A 16,585-nucleotide genomic window follows, 5' to 3' on the forward strand; every position below is an offset into this window, starting at 1 on the left:
GGTGCGTTGACGATGGCGGATAAGTCCGGATTTCCCCGCGACCTGGTGTTCACCAGGATCTGTCACGTCAAGCAGGGCTACGACGACCGGCGCCGGCACATCGTGCGCGAGTTCGACCGGCGCGGCGTGCCGGTCACCTTCTACACCGACTGGGACAGGGCGGATATCACCCCGGAAATCCGTGCTGAATTGGTCGCTCCCGATTTTGTCCACCCGGCGCAGGTCTCGCTGGCGCTGAAGCATGTCGGCATCTGGCGCGACTTCCTCGAAACCGACCTGCCCTATTGCCTGGTCTTCGAGGATGACGTCTTCCTCGCGCGCGACTTCGTCGCCAAATTCCGGCAAGGGCTGGCCGAACTCGGCAGCCCGATGCGCAAGGCCGTCATCTATCTCGGCAACGGCAGCAACTACTACACGCCGAGCTGGAAATTGCGCAGGGGCCAGAGGCTCTACCCGGCACTGCATGCCAGGTGCGCGGATTCCTATCTCATCACCCGTCCGGTCGCCGAAGCCCGTTGTGCCTGGATCGATCAACACAAGATCTACACCGTGATCGACCACCAGATCGAGCAGATGGACGAAAAGCTGGGCGTTGAGATGCTGTGGTTCGAGCGGCCAATCGTCGAGCAAGGCAGCGAAAACGGCGCGTTCCAGACTTCCGTCGCCGGCAAGATGCAGCCGCTGCTCTACAAGAAGCTGAAATGGAACGTGAAGAAATACCGACGCATGATCTTCGGCCACAACGCCCGGTCCTGAGGGACTACACCTTGTCCGCTGTCCGCGTCCTGGAAACTTCCTCGAGGATCCATTCGCGGAAGGCGACAATGCGGGGATCGTCGGCCATGGCCTGGGGATAAACCAGGAAATAGGCATATTCCGGTGCAACCCTGATGCTGAGTTCGAAGGGCCGCACCAGCCGGCCCTCGGACAGGTCGTTTGCCACCATGGCGAAATCGGCGAGCGCGACGGCATTGCCGTCGAGCGCTGCCTGGACCGCATCCGTCGATGTGCCGAAGACCACGGTGCGGCTGTCGTCGAAATCGTTGATGCCGGCCGCCGCCATCCACATGCGCCAGTTTGGCCATGTCACGCCCTGGCGAGCCCATTCGATATGGGCAAGCGTGTGGTTGAACAGGTCGCGCGGCTCGCGCAGGGGCGGCCCCGATGTCAGGAGGCCCGGACTGCACACCGGAATGATGATGTTGTCGAACAGGCGGTGTGCGCTGAGCCCCGGATATTTGCCGGCGCCGAAGCGGATGCCGACATCGACGTCGTCGAGATCGAAATCGCGCAAGCCATAGGCGATGTCGAACCTGAGTTCGATGCCCGGCCGCTGCTGGCGGAAATTCTCGACGCGCCGCATCAGCCATTTCGCCGCGAACTGCGCGTCCAGCGTCACCTTCAGGAATTCGGTGCCGCGCGCCATCTTGCGCGCCCGCATCACGGCGCGGCCAAGCAGGTCGAGCGTGTCGGTCGCCGCCTCGTAAAGCACCGTGCCCGCCTCCGTCAGCCGGATGGTGCGGCTGGTGCGGGTGAACAGCACGATGCCGAGCTGATCCTCGATTTCCTTGATCTGGTGGCTGACGGCGGCAGGCGTCAGGCCGAGCTCGTCGGCGGCGCGGGTGAAGTTGAGGTGCCGGGCCGCCGCCTCCAGCGTCCTGAGCGCCCGCGTTCCCGGCAAGAGCGCTGCCATCAGCGTGCGGCCTGATCGAAGCGGCTCATGGAGCCTTAATCCTCAAATTAAACTTGATGATCAGACAAGAACTACTCGTTTCCCGTTGGTTTTTCAATACGGCATGATTGCAGCATCAAAGACACCATCAAACCGGATTTGATCTCCGGGGAATACGGATCACCTCATGTCTCACATCGCTCTTCGCCCTGCATACATCGCCCGGCCAGACTGGCTGTCGGCTGCCCGTACCTGGCTGCGGCAGGCCAGGGTCGCGGTCAACCTTCCTCACCAGAACGTCGAGGATCTCTCCGATCGCCAGTTGCGCGATATCGGGGCCGGTCGCAGGGACATCGCCCGGGCCATGGACCGCGAGACAGGCCGGTTGGGCCTTCTCGACATCGGCTGGCAGCGGAACAGGAAGGGATAAGCGAGCAGGGGAATAGGATGATACAGTTTGAGCGTGTCTGCTGCCGCTGAAGACTTCCCTATTCCCTATCCCCCTATCTCACCACCCTTACCACTGTCCGGTCCGACAGCAGCGGCAAAAGCCGCGCCATCGTGCGCGCGGTCACCGCCACGCAACCTTCCGTCGGCGTGAAGCCGGGACGCGCCAGATGGAAGAAGATGGCGCTGCCGCGCCCGCGCCGGCGCGGCGCGATGTTCCAGTCGAGCACCAGGCAGGCGTCATAGAGCCGGTCGTCGCGCCGCATGCGTTCGTGGCTGGCGCCGTAGGGAATCTTGACCGGCCTGTTATAGTTGCGGTCGTCAGGCACTTCGCACCAGCCGAGGTCCGGCCCGATCGGCGCCATCGCCAGCCGCGTTCTGCGCCCGGCGGCAAACTGATCTCCCCGGAAATAGCCCGTCAGTATGCGCATCGAAGCGAGCGGCGTGGCGCCGTCGCCTTCGCGCTTGCCGGCCGAGATGCCGCCACGCCCCAGCGCGCACGCAAACACCGTTTTGCCGGCCTGCAGCAGGCCCTGGCTTGGATGGCCGGGGCGAGCCCGCACGGTCAGCACGCGCAGCCCTTTTGCCAAAATTGCGCCGGCTGCATTGCGATCGCGTTTTTTCTTGTATGATCGTGCCACGGAACAAATCACTGTGATCGGCTATTGTGCCGGCCAGCTTCCGCATAAATACGCAGCGGTCAACTGAATTCACTTTTCAAAACAACGGATTGATCCATGACCTCACGTACCATCCTGATCGTCGATGACGATGACGACCTGCGCGGCACACTGGTCGAGCAACTGTCCCTCTATGAGGAATTCGATGTGCTGCAGGAAGCGACTGCGGCAAAAGGCGTCACCGCTGCGCGCGGCGGGCTCATCGACCTGCTCATCATGGATGTCGGCCTGCCCGACATGGACGGCCGGGAAGCGGTGAAGATCCTGCGCAAGGGCGGCTACAAGGCGCCCATCATCATGCTGACCGGCCACGACACCGATTCGGACACGATTCTGGGTCTCGAGGCCGGCGCCAACGACTATGTGACCAAGCCGTTCCGCTTCGCGGTGCTGCTTGCCCGTATCCGGGCGCAACTGCGCCAGCATGAGCAGAGCGAGGACGCGACCTTCTCGGTCGGCCCCTACACCTTCAAGCCCAGCCAGAAATTGCTCATCGATCAGCGTGGGGGCAAGGTGCGGCTGACGGAAAAGGAAGCCTCGATCATCAAGTATCTCTATCGCGCCGACCAGAAGGTGGTGACCCGCGACGTGCTGCTGGAGGAAGTGTGGGGATACAATTCCGGCGTCACCACGCATACCCTGGAAACCCATGTCTACCGTCTGCGCCAGAAGATCGAGCGCGATCCTTCCAATGCTGAAATTCTTGTGACAGAAAGCGGCGGCTACAAGCTGGTTCCTTAAACATTTCACCATTCAAATGAGCGGTTCGGGCGGGGCCGCTTTCGGGTACGATCCTGTTGGAGGGGGATTCTGGGATCGTACCGCAGAGGAGGGATTGGACTGACCGTTCGGGGACACAGCTAGATGGCGCTGGATGACGACATCCGCATCCTGTCCGCCGTGAGGCTTTTCGAGGGCTTCACGCAGGAACAGTTGCGCCTGCTCGCCTTCGGTGCCGAGACCACTTTGGTGCAGGCCGACCACAAGCTTTATCGCGAGGACGACGTGGCCGACTCGGCCTATGTCGTGGTCAGCGGGCGCATCGTGCTCTATCGCGAGCAGGATGGCGAGCGCATCCCGATCGGCAAGGTCGGCCCAGGCACGATGCTTAGCGAGCTGGCGCTGATCGCCGATACCAACCGGCTGACCAGCGCCTCGGCCGAAATCGACTCGGAAGTGATAAGGCTGAGCCGCAAGATGTTCCGGCGCATCCTGGAGGAATACCCGGAATTGGCGGTGAAGCTGCATCAGCGCATCTCCGAGGAATTCCACGACATGATCCGCCGCATCGAGGAATTGGCGCCACGATTTTCGGGTTGACCTGGCATTTGACGCCGCAGGTGTCGAGATTCAGGTCAGGCCGAGGCGAAAACGGCGGACTCCGAGAAGCGTACTAAAGTACGTGAGCACAGTTCTACTGCGACGTAGTAGAACTGGGAAGCGCAGGAAGCCGCCGTTTGCAGGCCGGCTTCACCTGAATATCATAAACTTAATCCAGGGCGAACCGGGCAATCACTGGCACATGGTCCGACGGCCGGTCCCAGCCACGGGCGGCTCTAAGGATCTCATAGCCGGCAAAACTGGGCACCAGGTTTGGTGACGACCAGACATGGTCGAGCCGCCGGCCGCGATTGGACGCCTCCCAATCCTGCGCGCGATAACTCCACCAGGTATAGAGCTTCTGTTCCGGTGGCACGTTGTGCCGCATCAGGTCGACCCAGCCGCCGGCGCGCCGCATCGCCTCGAAGTTTTCGGTCTCGACCGGCGTGTGGCTGACCACGTTGAGCAATTGCTTGTGCGACCAGACATCATGCTCCAGCGGCGCGATATTGAGGTCCCCGACCAGCACCGACGCCGATACCTCGCCATGCTCGGCCCGGATGGCGTTCATCTCGGCGACGAAATCGAGCTTGTGCCTGAACTTCCTGTTGATCTCGGGATCCGGCTCGTCGCCACCTGCGGGCACGTAGAAATTGTGCACCAGGATGGTCTTGCCGCCGGCCTGTACCGTCACCGACAGGTGGCGGCTGTCCTCGATGTCGCAGAAGCGCCGCTTTTCGACCACCTCGATCGGCCGCCGCGCCACCGTCGCCACGCCATGATAGCCCTTCTGGCCATGGAACGCGATGTAGGGATAGCCGACCTTGCGAAAGGCTTTTTCGGGAAAGAGCTCGTCCGGGACCTTGGTTTCCTGCAGGCAGAGCACATCGGGCGCGTACTCATCGAGCAGGCGTTCGACGATCGGCATGCGCAGGCGCACGGAGTTGATATTCCAGGTGGCGATCGAAAAGGGCATGCGGAGGGGTCCGGCAAGAGATCGCCATTCTACTGCCAGCCGCGCGCCGCAAAAACAAGCCAGCCCGCTCCGTTAACGGGCCTGGCTCTATGGCGGGCCTACCGCGTCTTGGTGTTCAGCTCGCGATTGGCCGTATAGTCGATGGCAAAGGTATCGGGCGCGAAGCTGACGCCTTCCTTGGTGTTGAAGATCATCACCGTCGTGTCCTTGCCCTGCGCGTCGGTGATCGTCCACTGCCGCAAATCATAGGTTTTCGGGTCGAACATCATGGTGATCCGCGCATTGCCGAAAACCGACTTGTCGGAAAGCTGGATGGTGGTGAGGTCGTCTTCTTCCTTGACGCTCTTGACGCGGTTGCCGGAGAGGTCGATGCGGTCGTCGAGCAGCAGTTTCAGCGGCGTCTTCGACAGCGGATAAAGGTCCGACGTGTTCAGTTTCTTGTTGAGTATGGCGACCGATCTGCCGTCGGAAATCACCCGGAAATTCGAGGACCCGTCATAGTTGAAGCGGATCTTGCCCGGCCGTTCCAGGAAGAATTTTCCGCCGGTCTGCTCGCCCTTGGGGCCGAACTGGACGAATTCGCCGCTCATCGATTTGACCGCCGAGAAATGGTCGGCGATCTTCTGTGCCGCCGCGGGCACGGCCGCCTGCGCCGAGGCCAGCAACTCGAATCCGGGCACCACGTTAAGGGCGGCGGCACCCGCGAAGACCAGGCCGAGGCCAAGCAACTGGCGGCGTGTCGGGGCAAAATTGCTGAGCGCTGAAAGATCGTTTTTCATATCGGTCACTCTCGTCCGGTTCCTGATTTGGTCGCTGTCGTGAACCCCCAGTTGGGCTGAAGTTTGGCGAGGCGATGGCTGCTCAGTCGGTGAACGCGCCAGAAGGTTCAAAGTTGCCGTGAACTCTGCGCTATCAGAACTTGTCGTCTTCTGTCGGCACCAAGATTTCGCGTTTTCCGGCATGGTTGGCCGGGCCGACAATGCCTTCCTTTTCCATCTTCTCGATAATCGAGGCGGCTCTGTTATAGCCGATGCCCAGACGCCGCTGGATGTAGCTGGTCGAGGCCTTGCCGTCGCGCAGCACCACCGAAACCGCCTGATCGTAAGGGTCGTCGGAATCCTCGAAATTGCCACCGCCGCCGCCGCCGCCCGAACCGCCCTTGCCGGACGACTCGTCGTCGTCCTCGCCGTCGTCCTCGGTGATGGCGTCGAGATATTCCGGCACGCCCTGCAGCTTCAGGTGCCCGACGATCTTCTCGACCTCGTCATCGGAGACGAACGGCCCGTGCACGCGCTGGATGCGGCCGCCGCCGGCCATGTAGAGCATGTCGCCCATGCCGAGCAGCTGCTCGGCGCCCTGCTCGCCCAGAATGGTGCGGCTGTCGATCTTGGACGTCACCTGGAAGGAGATGCGGGTCGGGAAATTGGCCTTGATGGTGCCGGTGATGACGTCGACCGAGGGACGTTGCGTGGCCATGATGACGTGGATGCCGGCGGCACGCGCCATCTGCGCCAGGCGCTGGACGGCTCCTTCGATGTCCTTGCCGGCGACCATCATCAGGTCGGCCATTTCGTCGATGATGACGACGATATAGGGCATCGGCTCGAGATCGAGATCCTCGGTCTCGTAGATCGCCTCGCCTGTCTGGCGGTCGAAGCCGGTCTGCACGGTGCGCGAGATCTTTTCGCCCTTCTTCTCGGCCTGCTGCACGCGTGCGTTGAAGCCGTCGATGTTGCGCACGCCGACCTTGGACATCTTGCGGTAGCGGTCCTCCATCTCGCGCACGGTCCATTTCAGCGCCACCACCGCCTTCTTCGGGTCGGTGACCACGGGCGTCAGCAGATGCGGAATGCCGTCATAGACGGAGAGTTCGAGCATTTTCGGATCGATCATGATCAGCCGGCACTCCTGCGGGGTGAGGCGGTAGAGCAGCGACAGGATCATGGTGTTGATGGCGACCGACTTGCCCGAACCGGTGGTGCCGGCGACCAGCACGTGCGGCATCTTGGCGATGTCGACGATGACGGCTTCGCCATTGATGGTCTTGCCCAGCGCCAGCGCCAGCTTGGCCTTGGTCGTCTCGAAGTCGCGGCTGGCCATGATCTCGCGGAGGTAAACCGTTTCGCGCTTGGCGTTGGGCAGTTCGATGCCGATGGCGTTGCGGCCCGGCACCACGGCTACGCGGCAGGCGATCGCGCTCATCGAACGGGCGATGTCGTCGGAAAGGCCGATGACCCGCGACGACTTGATGCCCGGCGCCGGTTCGAGTTCGTAAAGGGTGACGACCGGACCCGGGCGAACGGCAATGATCTCGCCCTTGACGCCGAAATCCTCCAGCACGCCTTCGAGCAGGCGCGCATTCTGTTCCAGCGCGTCCTTGGAAAGACTTGGGTCGCGCGCGACATTCTTCGGTTCGGACAGGAAATGCAGCGACGGCATTTCGAACGTGTCGGAGCCGATCAGCGAGGTTTGCGCCTCGCGCTGGACGCGGGCGCCCGGCACGGGTCGCGCCGCCGGCGCCTCCACCCGGGTGGCGGCATCGGAGCGGAACTGCTGGACCTTGGCCGTGGGAGCACGCCGCTGCGCGACGGGCTCGTCATCGAAATCCATATCCGCGTCGTCGCGGCCGAAGACATCGTCGTCGTCCGGGTCGACGGAGACGCTGCGGTCGTTGACCATGGCGGCGAAGAATTCCGGTTCGACACGGGCGCGGCCGTCATGGCTCATGCGCTGCTCGGCGTACTCGGCCGACTCGACGCGTTCGGCGGCGCGGCGCCAGGCGCTGGCGCGCGGCTCCATCTCCGGTTCGAACTCGTCGCGCTCCTGCCTGCGGCGCACCGCGCGGCGATGCATCCACGCGCGGAAAGAAAGCCACCAATGGGTGATTGCGCCGAGCGCCAGTATGCCCTCGTCGCCCTCGTCCTCGTCATTGTCGAACAGAAGCTCGTCCTCGCGCGGGTCCGCGGCGGCCGGTTCTTCCATCACGGCGAAGCCGTTCTTGCGCCCGAGCAGCGCCGCGCCATGGGCGAACAGCCAGAGCGCGGGCGCAGCCAGCACTATGGCGAGCACGCTGGCCACCAGCCCGGTTGGATAGCCGCCGATGAGGACACCGGGGATCTTTAGCACCATGTCGCCGAAGACGCCGCCGAGGCCGGTGGGCAGCGGCCAGGTCTTGGGCGGAACGATGCAGCCGGCGATGGCGGCGGCGAGCAGCGCGAAACCGAACCAGAACAGCCCGCGCCTGGGCAGCCGGTCGACGCCGCGCGCCGAAAACAGGAGGTATCCCCAGATCACTGCCGGAACCAGCGCGGCGACCGCGGCAAGGCCGAAGAACTGCATGGCGAGGTCGGAGAACACCGCGCCGGCATAGCCCATGGCGTTGGTGACGATGTTGGCGGTGGCATGCGAGAAGCTTGGATCGGCGACGTTCCAGGTCGCGAGGCTGGCGACGGCGAAGGCCGTGAACGCGAACAGGCCGGTGCCGACCAGACGGCCGACCTGGCGCCGCGCGAATGCCTGGATGCCGTGCCCCGTATCGGTCAGCGCGAGCGGTGCTGAAGCCCCTGAACGCATGCTCTTCCCCGTCAGTGATTGCCTGGCCGCAGCGCATGACGCACTCCGGCAGATTCGGATGCCAGACTAGGCGTGGGAAGGTTAAGGGCGCATTAACTATAAGACCGTGGGGGCCGTCCTTTTGGCACCGACATCTACCAGTGACCGCACCATAAGAAAAATGGCGGGCGCCCTGGCCCGCCATCCATTCGTTGGGCTGGGCAGCGTGCTACTTGCTGGCGCCGCCGAGCATCTTCACATTGGCGCAGAACTCGGCGTGCGGCTTGCTCATCGCAGCGTCCTGGCATTCCTTCATCATGGCGTCCTGCTTCTCCTTCGGCATGGCCATGAAAGCTGCCTTGAATTCCTCCATTGGCTTCATGGTCTTCATGCTGGAATCGGTGAAGAACGGCGCCATGTTGTCCGGCTCGTCCAGTGCGCCGGCAAATGCAAAGCCGCTGACCATGGAAAGTGCGAGTGCCCCGAGGCAGATATTCTTGAGGTTCATGAGAAAATTCCTTCCCTGTTTCAAAATCACGAGCGTCAGAACGACGATCGCCTCCTGAGTTCGGCGACAGAGCGGTCGATGTTTCCTCGAAAAGCTTCTTCACGCGAACGTGATTGCGTGGACTCGGACGAAGCGAGAACGAATTTGCAAAAAAAAGAGGCCCGGAGCGATCCGGGCCTCAAGGCGTGACCTCCTTGCGGGAGCATCACGACGGGATGCTTTCAAAGCAATTCCAGCAGAAGGGATTCGCGGTTTTCCCTCCGGAATTGCGCGGCAAACATGGGGCCGGCGGGAGGAGGGTTCCGCCGGCCCGTTGGCAAGGATGCCTTACGGCACCACTTCGCCATGCTGGGAGATGTCGAGGCCTTCGACTTCTTCCTGGGTCGTCGGACGCAGGCCGACCAGCGCCTTGACGACGTAAAGGATGACGAAGGTGGCAACCGCCGTCCAGACAATGGTGACGGCGACACCGTAGATCTGCTTGCCGAGAGAAGCGCCCGACGAGAGGCTGTTGATCGCCGGGTCGGCAAGCACGCCGGTCAGCAGGGCGCCGACCACGCCGCCGACGCCATGCACGCCGAAGGCATCGAGCGAGTCGTCATAGCCGAACATGTGCTTCACCTTGACCGCCGAGAGGTAGCAGACGACGCCGGCGACGATCCCGACGATGAAGGCGCCGGTCGGGTTGACGAAACCGGAAGCCGGCGTCACCGCGACGAGGCCCGCGACGGCGCCCGAGATGATGCCGAGCACGGAAGGCTTCTTGGCGATGATCCATTCGGCGAACATCCAGGCCAGTGCCGCGGCGGCGGTGGCAACCTGGGTGTTGAGCATGGCGGCACCGGCAAGGCCGTCGGCCGCCAGTTCCGAACCGGCGTTGAAGCCGAACCAGCCGACCCACAGCAGCGATGCGCCGATGACCGAATAGACGAGGTTGTGCGGCGCCATGTTGGTGGTGCCATAGCCTTCGCGCTTGCCGAGAACCAGTGCACAGACGAGGCCCGCGACACCGGCATTGATGTGAACGACCGTGCCGCCGGCGAAGTCGAGCACGCCAGCCGTACCGAGGAAGCCGCCACCCCAGACCCAATGCGCGATCGGCACATAGACGATCAGCAGCCACAGTGCCATGAAGATCAGCAGTGCCGAGAACTTGAAGCGTTCGGCGAAGGCGCCGGCAATCAGCGCCGGCGTGATGATGGCGAAGGTCATCTGAAACATCGAGAAGACGAATTCAGGGATGTTGGCCACACCCGGCAGCCACAGGCTGGCGGTGGTGATGCCGTGGTGGAAGAATTTCGAGGTGCCTCCGAGATAGGCATTCATGCCGCCGCCGTCGGAAAAGGCCAGCGAATAGCCGAACATGAACCATAGCACCGTCACCAGGCAGGTGATGGCGAAGCTCTGCATGACGGTGGCGAGCACGTTCTTCTTGCGCACCATGCCGCCGTAGAACAGCGCCAGGCCCGGGATGGTCATCATCAGCACCAGCGCCGTGGAGGTCAGCATCCAGGCGGTGTTGCCGGTATCGAGCACCGGGGTGGGTGCGGCGGCAGGTGCCGCGGCAGCGGCAGCGGGTGCGGCTTCCTGCGCGAAGGCGGCGACGCTGCCCAGCGCTGCGAGAGCGAGCGTGCCCAGAAGGGCCGCCCGTCCCGTCGTCTTCAAGGTGGAAGGAATATTCATTGAACTCTCCATTGGAATACGTGTTCGCCGCTCAGAGCGCGTCGCTGTCTGTTTCGCCGGTGCGGATGCGCACCGCCTGGTCGATGCCGAAAACGAAGATCTTGCCGTCGCCGATCTGGCCGGTCTTGGCCGCGGCGGTGATGGCTTCGACGGCCTTGTCGACCATGTCGGCCGCGACCGCGACCTCGATCTTGATCTTCGGCAGGAAAGAGACCGCGTATTCCGCCCCCCGATAGATTTCCGTATGCCCCTTCTGACGCCCGTAGCCTTTGACTTCGGTGACGGTCAGGCCCTGGATGCCGACGGCGGTAAGCGCTTCGCGTACCTCGTCCAGCTTGAACGGCTTGATGATTGCCATCACGATTTTCATAGGTTCACCCTTTGCTGTTGCGGTGCCCCGCGTTTGCACGACTTCACCGATCCCAAAGAGCCGGAGAGTGCCCCCAAGGATTCAAGCTCCGTGCCAAGTGCCGAAGCAGGGCGTTAACCTATTGGAAACAAAGGGAATGGAGCGCCCGCCGCCAATTGCTGTATGCATGTGCGGCACGCCGCATGCTCAAAATTTAAGCAATTTTGTGAAATTGCCTAATTTGCCGGCTTTGAGCATGATCAGGAAAAATGGAATCGGCTTTCGCAAAGAATCTTGCTCAAACAAGACTCGCGAATGCTCAACGCTTGAGCCGGATCAACCCTTCCTGTGCCATCGAGGCGATCAGCGTGCCGTCACGGGCATAGAGCGTGCCGCGGCTGAAACCGCGCGATCCCGAACTCGAGGGGCTGTCCTGCGCATAAAGCAGCCAGCCGTCGAGCGAATGCGGCCGATGGAACCACATCGAATGGTCGAGGCTGGCGGCCTGGATGTCGGGATCGAACAGGCCGCGCCCATGGGCGAAGGTCGAGGTGTCGAGCAGCGTCATATCGGAGAGGTAGGCGAGCAGCACCGACTGCAGCCCGCGGTCGTCGGGAACCGGCCCGGCAAGGCGGATCCAGACGTTCTGCCGGGGCGGCAGCTTGTCGCGGCTTTCATAGTGCTGGAGGTTGACCGGCCGCAACTCCAGCGGCCGCTCGCGCGCCCAGAAACGGCGAACCGCCTCCGGTACCCGGTCGGCCGTTTCGAGCAGCTGGCGCTGCGTCTTCAGCCCTTCCGGCGGCGGCACGTCGTCAGGTAGCGCGAACTGGTGCTCGAGCCCCTTCTCGTCGACCTGGAACGAGGCTTCCAGCGAAAAGATCGCCTGTCCGTGCTGGATTGCCAGCACCCTCCGCGTGGTGAAGGAACCGCCGTCGCGGATGCGATCGACCTCGTAGATGATCGGCACCTTGATGTCGCCCGGGCGCATGAAATAGCCATGCAGCGAATGCACGAAACGTTCGGGCTCCACCGTTCGCTGCGCCGCCACCAGCGCCTGCGCGATGGTCTGGCCGCCGAACACGCGCTGCCACTCCACCTGGGGGCTGCGACCACGATACAGATTGTGTTCCAGCTTCTCGAGGTCGAGAATGCGCAGAAGCTCGTCGATCGCCGCCGTCATGTTTTGTGACCTCGCCGCAAAATTGCTATGGCGGTTTCCGACAGGAAGAACGAGCCGTCAAGGGCGCAAGCCCCGTAGGCGCGCAAGGAGCCAAGACAATGGAACGCAAGGCGGACGCCAAGGCCAGATCCGGGATCGATGTTCTCGTCGCGGGTGCCGGCTATGTCGGCCTGGCCGCCGCGGTCTCGCTGAAACAGGCTCGCCCGGGCCTCGCCGTGGCGCTGGTCGACGCGGCGCCCGCCGGTTCCTGGCAAAGGGATGGCCGCGCTTCCGCCATCGCCGCGGCGGCCTGCCGCATGCTCGACCAGCTCGGCGTCTGGGCCGAGATCGCGCCGAAGGCGCAGGCGATCACTGAGATGATCATCACCGATTCACGCAGCGCCGATCCGGTGCGCCCGGTCTTCCTGACCTTCGGCGGCGAGGTGGCGCCGGGTGAGCCTTTCGCGCATATGGTCGCCAACAGGGCGTTGAACGGCGCCTTGCGGGCCAAAGCCGAACAGCTCGGCATCGACATCATCGAAGGCGTGGCGGTGCAAGGTTTTGAGACCAATGGAGCCGGCATGTCAGTGCATCTGGCGGACGGCGCCACGTTGGCGGCGCGGTTGCTGGTTGCCGCCGATGGTGTCAATTCGAAACTGCGCGACATGGCCGGCATCAAGACGGTCAAGTGGGAATACGGTCAGTCCGGCATCGTCTGCACCGTGGCCCATGAACGCCCGCACAACGGCCGCGCCGAAGAGCATTTCCTGCCCGCCGGCCCGTTCGCCACGCTGCCGCTGATACCCGACGAGGACGGCACCAACCGCTCTTCGATCGTCTGGGTCGAACGGGCGGAAGATGCGAAAACGCTCGTCGAAGGCGACGATCTCGTCTTCGAACACGAACTTGAACAACGTTTTGGGCTGAAACTTGGAGAAATCCGCGTCGCCGACAAGCCGCGCGCCTGGCCGCTTGGTCTCACCATCGCGCGCGCCTTCGTGGCACCGCGCATCGCGCTTGCCGGCGATGCCGCCCACGGCATCCATCCGATCGCCGGCCAGGGGCTCAATCTCGGCTTCAAGGATGTGGCCGCCCTTGCCGAGGTGATCGTCGAGGCCGACCGGCTCGGCCAGGACATCGGCGCGCTCGACGTGCTGGAACGCTATCAGCAATGGCGCCGTTTCGACACGGTGCAGATGGGCATCACGACCGATGTGCTGAACCGGCTGTTTTCCAACGACATCACCCCGCTGCGCACCGTCCGCGACATCGGCCTCGGTCTCGTCGAGCGTATGCCGCGGCTGAAGGAGTTCTTCATCCGCCAGGCATCGGGACTATCCGCGGGCACGCCGCGCCTGCTGAAGGGCGAGGCGATCTGATCGTCTCGCTGACTTGACGTCGCGGCCTGTGGGCTGCGCCGCGTCGCTTCGCTCCTTGCTCCGCCATGGGATGAGGATGCAGCGGGAGTTTCGCGCCAGTCGCCGAGGCCGGCGATCTCAGTTCACTTCAAAACCAAGCTTCTGGCGCAGCCGCAGCATGCGCTGGTCGGGTATCTTCAGGCTCTGCTCTCCGCCCTGAGCCACCCGGTTCAGCATTTGCAAGAGATCGTCCCGTTCGTTCGGGTCGAGGCGTTCGCGCAGGAAGGGCGCCAGCTTGTCGATGACGATGGTGGTGTCGTCTATCTGCGTCGCGGCCCACTTGGCATAGACAACCGCCTCGTCGGTCTTCTTCGGCCCGGCTGCGATCTGCGAAATCACCTCGCGAATGATGGCCTCGCGCCGCGGCAGAACAGGGCCATCTTCCGAAACGATCGCGGTGATCAGCGTCGCTGCCGCCACTACCGGATCATCGATCGCCGTCAGCGGCGAAAGTGCGGCCTGCTTGCGCAGCTTCTTGCGCCGGATGTTGCCTTGAACGCGCCCGACGACTTCGGCGACCTCGCGCGCGGCGTCGTTCATCGCCTTCATCCGGTACCACCACAATGCCGCCGCTCCGAGCACGCCAAGGACAGCAATCAGGAAAGGCATGTCCAAATCCCCCAAAGTCTTGGGCGACGATAGGAGAACTCGTGGCTTGCTTCAACACGCAAGAATTGAGCCCCGGCAAGGGCAGGACCTTCGCTCAACCGAACGCCCAGGTTTATAAGGGAGCGCAACGCATGACAGGGAATTATGACCCCGGCACGTTGTAGATCGCGCGCACTTCGATCGTACCGATTTCGGCCAGCGGAATCTCGCCGGCGATGTCCAGCGCCTCGTCGAGATCCTTCGCTTCGATCATGACGAAACCGAGCAACTGCTCCTTCGTTTCCGCGAACGGGCCGTCGGTGATCAGCTGCTTGCCCTTGCGCCGCCGTACGGTCTTCGACGTCTTCACCGATTGCAGTGCCTGCGCGATGATCAGCTTGCCTTGTTGATCCAATGACCTGTCATAGGCCAGCGAGTCGGCATCGAGCTTGGCGGCACCCTCGGCGGTCATGGCATGGAGCTCTTTTTCCTCACCATAGACCAGGCAGACATATTTCATTTCGAGCTCCCTTCTTTTGAAAAACCATAGGCTGCGGCGACAGCCATGTCAGCCTTGCCCGCGGCCGTTGACGCATGGTCGAGAAGGCATGCCGCGACCGTGATGATGGCAAGCGCCGCCAGCAGCCTGCCAAGGCCGGACGCCGGCGGGTCCAGCCAGAAGTCCTCCTGTCGCCCAGGCCCGCGGCCTGGCCTCTTCCACAGCGCGAAAAACAGATTGTCCATGTCAACCTCCATCGGGCCACAAATCCCGTGGCCTCCCGCAGGACGGCCGGCCCGGATGGAAGCCGACATTTTTGCGTGGGTATTTTTTTCGGCGGAAAAGGCCGTCATCGTGCCGTGGTCCAAACAGCGCAGTGGTCTTCGGCGACGTCCGCGCTATAGTTGGCCGGACGCTGGCTCACCCAGGACAAGTTCACGACAACCCAGGAGGACTTCATGGACCGCACCGCAAACGCCGTCTGGAAAGGTAATTTGAAAGAGGGCAAGGGCACGCTCGACACGCAGAGCGGGACCCTGAAGGGTACGCCCTATTCGTTCAAGGCGCGCTTCGAGGACGAAAGCGGCAAATCCGGCACCAATCCGGAAGAACTGATCGCGGCCGCCCATGCCGGCTGCTACGCCATGCAGCTGTCGCATTTCCTCGCCGAAAACGGCACGCCGGCGCAAGAACTCGACGCCAAGGCCGTGGTCACGCTGGTTCCCGGCACCGGCATCACCGGCAGCGCCATCACCCTGGTCGGCAAGGTGCCCGGCATCGATGCGGCGAAGTTCAAGGAATTGGCCGAGAAGGCCAAGGCCGAATGCCCGGTCTCTCAGGCGCTCGGCGCGATCAAGGTTTCGCTCGACGCCAGGCTTGGCTGAAGGGCTTGGCCTGAAGTGACAAACGCCGGCTCCAGGGCCGGCGTTTCTGCATCGGAGATTGGCGAAAGCGGTCGCAGCATCCAATGTTCCCCTCGTGGGGAGATGCCCGGCAGAACAGAGGGGGGCGCCGTCCCGCCGACGTCTCGGATTGGTGGCCTCAACCCCCCAGCGTATCAAGCCGGGCGCGAAGGGCCGCGACTTCCTGCTCCAGCGCCTCCAACCTCGCTTCCAGATCGGAGGCAGGCGCGGCCGGCGCACTGCGCTGAGCCGAGAGAGCGGCAACATCCACTGGACCGGCGAGCAGATGCACGTAGCGGTCCTCGCGCTGGCCCGGCCCGCGTGGGATTTCCTGGACCAATGGCGGCCGGCGGCCGATCAGCATGTCGAGTTCGCCGCGCAGGTCTTCGATCGATGAAAACCGCGCCATGCGCTCAGCTCGCGCCAGGAGTTCATGTGCCGTCTGCGGTCCGCGCAGCAAGAGCAGACCGAGCAACGCGGTCTGCGGCGTGGTCAGTGAGAAACGCTGCGCCATCTGATGCTCGTAGCGCTCGACGCGCGAACCGAACATCTGCCGGACCAGTCCTTTCTGCTCCAGCAGCTTCAACGCCCTGTGCACCTCCGTCTGTTCCAGCGTCATGACAGGCTCGCGCGCCGTCTTCTGGTTGGCCGCGGCAAGTGCCGCGTTGAGCGTCAGCGGATAGACGTCCGGCGTCAGCTCCTTCTTCTCGATCAAGCAGCCGAGCACGCGGGCTTCGGCGGGAGAGAGGATGGGAAGGTCTTCGCTCATTGGATTGGCCATCCTTTCGAGTTTGGCGGGACAGCACCCCTCCGTGCTGCCGGATTAAGCCCT

19 protein-coding genes are annotated in these 16,585 nt (G+C 63.2%); 6 read left to right on the forward strand and 13 right to left on the reverse strand.

From position 1 onward, the window contains the following. The first annotated feature begins 12 nt into the window (after positions 1-12). Complete coding sequence (locus tag FJ936_RS16470; protein WP_140618372.1) at positions 13-756, forward strand: glycosyltransferase family 25 protein; 744 nt, start codon at positions 13-15, stop codon at positions 754-756. A gap of 4 nt (positions 757-760) precedes the next feature. On the opposite strand, the gene gcvA is transcribed toward FJ936_RS16470, so the two are convergent. Then, positions 761-1,693 (reverse strand): transcriptional regulator GcvA, encoded by a 933-nt coding sequence (gene gcvA / locus FJ936_RS16475; RefSeq protein ID WP_015315059.1) that lies wholly within the window; start codon positions 1,691-1,693, stop codon positions 761-763. 166 nt (positions 1,694-1,859) lie between these two features. Between gcvA and FJ936_RS16480 the strand changes: the two genes are divergently transcribed. Next, positions 1,860-2,102: a hypothetical protein gene (locus FJ936_RS16480; RefSeq protein WP_140618370.1), complete on the forward strand. Its 243-nt coding sequence runs from the start codon at positions 1,860-1,862 to the stop codon at positions 2,100-2,102. 73 nt (positions 2,103-2,175) lie between these two features. On the opposite strand, the gene FJ936_RS16485 is transcribed toward FJ936_RS16480, so the two are convergent. After that, positions 2,176-2,712 (reverse strand): L,D-transpeptidase, encoded by a 537-nt coding sequence (locus FJ936_RS16485; RefSeq protein ID WP_181166327.1) that lies wholly within the window; start codon positions 2,710-2,712, stop codon positions 2,176-2,178. 144 nt (positions 2,713-2,856) lie between these two features. On the opposite strand from FJ936_RS16485, the gene FJ936_RS16490 reads away from it, so the two are divergent. Then, positions 2,857-3,540: a response regulator transcription factor gene (locus tag FJ936_RS16490; protein WP_015315056.1), complete on the forward strand. Its 684-nt coding sequence runs from the start codon at positions 2,857-2,859 to the stop codon at positions 3,538-3,540. Positions 3,541-3,663: 123 nt separating this feature from the next. Then, positions 3,664-4,119: a cyclic nucleotide-binding domain-containing protein gene (locus tag FJ936_RS16495; RefSeq protein WP_015315055.1), complete on the forward strand. Its 456-nt coding sequence runs from the start codon at positions 3,664-3,666 to the stop codon at positions 4,117-4,119. 169 nt (positions 4,120-4,288) lie between these two features. Here FJ936_RS16495 and FJ936_RS16500 read toward each other — a convergent pair whose 3' ends face one another. The 7 genes from FJ936_RS16500 to tesB form a co-directional block, all read right to left on the reverse strand. Next, positions 4,289-5,095: an exodeoxyribonuclease III gene (locus FJ936_RS16500; protein WP_015315054.1), complete on the reverse strand. Its 807-nt coding sequence runs from the start codon at positions 5,093-5,095 to the stop codon at positions 4,289-4,291. A 98-nt stretch (positions 5,096-5,193) separates the two neighbouring features. Next, positions 5,194-5,874 carry an outer membrane lipoprotein carrier protein LolA gene (locus FJ936_RS16505; protein WP_015315053.1) on the reverse strand — a complete coding sequence of 227 codons (681 nt, stop codon included), beginning with the start codon at positions 5,872-5,874 and terminating at the stop codon, positions 5,194-5,196. Positions 5,875-6,007: 133 nt separating this feature from the next. Then, a complete protein-coding gene (locus FJ936_RS16510) occupies positions 6,008-8,668 on the reverse strand; it encodes a DNA translocase FtsK (protein ID WP_140791394.1) in 2,661 nt (886 codons plus the stop codon). A 208-nt stretch (positions 8,669-8,876) separates the two neighbouring features. Further along, a complete protein-coding gene (locus FJ936_RS16515; protein ID WP_015315051.1) occupies positions 8,877-9,155 on the reverse strand; it encodes a hypothetical protein in 279 nt (92 codons plus the stop codon). Between the two features lie 327 nt (positions 9,156-9,482). Continuing rightward, positions 9,483-10,838, reverse strand: coding sequence for an ammonium transporter (locus tag FJ936_RS16520; protein ID WP_015315050.1), 1,356 nt, complete (start codon positions 10,836-10,838; stop codon positions 9,483-9,485). 31 nt (positions 10,839-10,869) lie between these two features. Next, positions 10,870-11,208: a P-II family nitrogen regulator gene (locus FJ936_RS16525; RefSeq protein ID WP_015315049.1), complete on the reverse strand. Its 339-nt coding sequence runs from the start codon at positions 11,206-11,208 to the stop codon at positions 10,870-10,872. Between the two features lie 298 nt (positions 11,209-11,506). Further along, positions 11,507-12,367, reverse strand: coding sequence for an acyl-CoA thioesterase II (gene tesB / locus FJ936_RS16530; protein WP_140791392.1), 861 nt, complete (start codon positions 12,365-12,367; stop codon positions 11,507-11,509). 98 nt (positions 12,368-12,465) lie between these two features. On the opposite strand from tesB, the gene FJ936_RS16535 reads away from it, so the two are divergent. Next, on the forward strand, positions 12,466-13,725 hold the full coding sequence (locus FJ936_RS16535) for a ubiquinone biosynthesis hydroxylase (protein ID WP_140618363.1): 1,260 nt from the start codon (positions 12,466-12,468) through the stop codon (positions 13,723-13,725). 117 nt (positions 13,726-13,842) lie between these two features. Here FJ936_RS16535 and FJ936_RS16540 read toward each other — a convergent pair whose 3' ends face one another. From FJ936_RS16540 to FJ936_RS16550, 3 genes are all read right to left on the reverse strand, one after another. Further along, complete coding sequence (locus FJ936_RS16540; protein ID WP_140791390.1) at positions 13,843-14,373, reverse strand: hypothetical protein; 531 nt, start codon at positions 14,371-14,373, stop codon at positions 13,843-13,845. A gap of 142 nt (positions 14,374-14,515) precedes the next feature. Beyond that, positions 14,516-14,872: a YciI family protein gene (locus FJ936_RS16545; RefSeq protein WP_015315045.1), complete on the reverse strand. Its 357-nt coding sequence runs from the start codon at positions 14,870-14,872 to the stop codon at positions 14,516-14,518. Next, positions 14,869-15,096 carry a hypothetical protein gene (locus FJ936_RS16550; protein WP_140791388.1) on the reverse strand — a complete coding sequence of 76 codons (228 nt, stop codon included), beginning with the start codon at positions 15,094-15,096 and terminating at the stop codon, positions 14,869-14,871. The genes FJ936_RS16545 and FJ936_RS16550 overlap by 4 nt, the downstream gene beginning before the upstream one ends. 213 nt (positions 15,097-15,309) lie before the next feature. Here FJ936_RS16550 and FJ936_RS16555 point away from each other — a divergent pair, with 213 nt between their 5' ends. Beyond that, the gene (locus FJ936_RS16555; RefSeq protein WP_023771884.1) at positions 15,310-15,735 is read left to right on the forward strand and encodes an OsmC family protein; all 426 of its coding nucleotides are present in this window, start codon (positions 15,310-15,312) and stop codon (positions 15,733-15,735) included. Between the two features lie 157 nt (positions 15,736-15,892). Here FJ936_RS16555 and FJ936_RS16560 read toward each other — a convergent pair whose 3' ends face one another. After that, on the reverse strand, positions 15,893-16,522 hold the full coding sequence (locus tag FJ936_RS16560; protein WP_140791384.1) for a DUF480 domain-containing protein: 630 nt from the start codon (positions 16,520-16,522) through the stop codon (positions 15,893-15,895). Positions 16,523-16,585 lie beyond the last annotated feature (63 nt).

Source organism: Mesorhizobium sp. B2-4-13, from assembly GCF_006658535.1.
Classification (GTDB): domain Bacteria; phylum Pseudomonadota; class Alphaproteobacteria; order Rhizobiales; family Rhizobiaceae; genus Mesorhizobium; species Mesorhizobium australicum.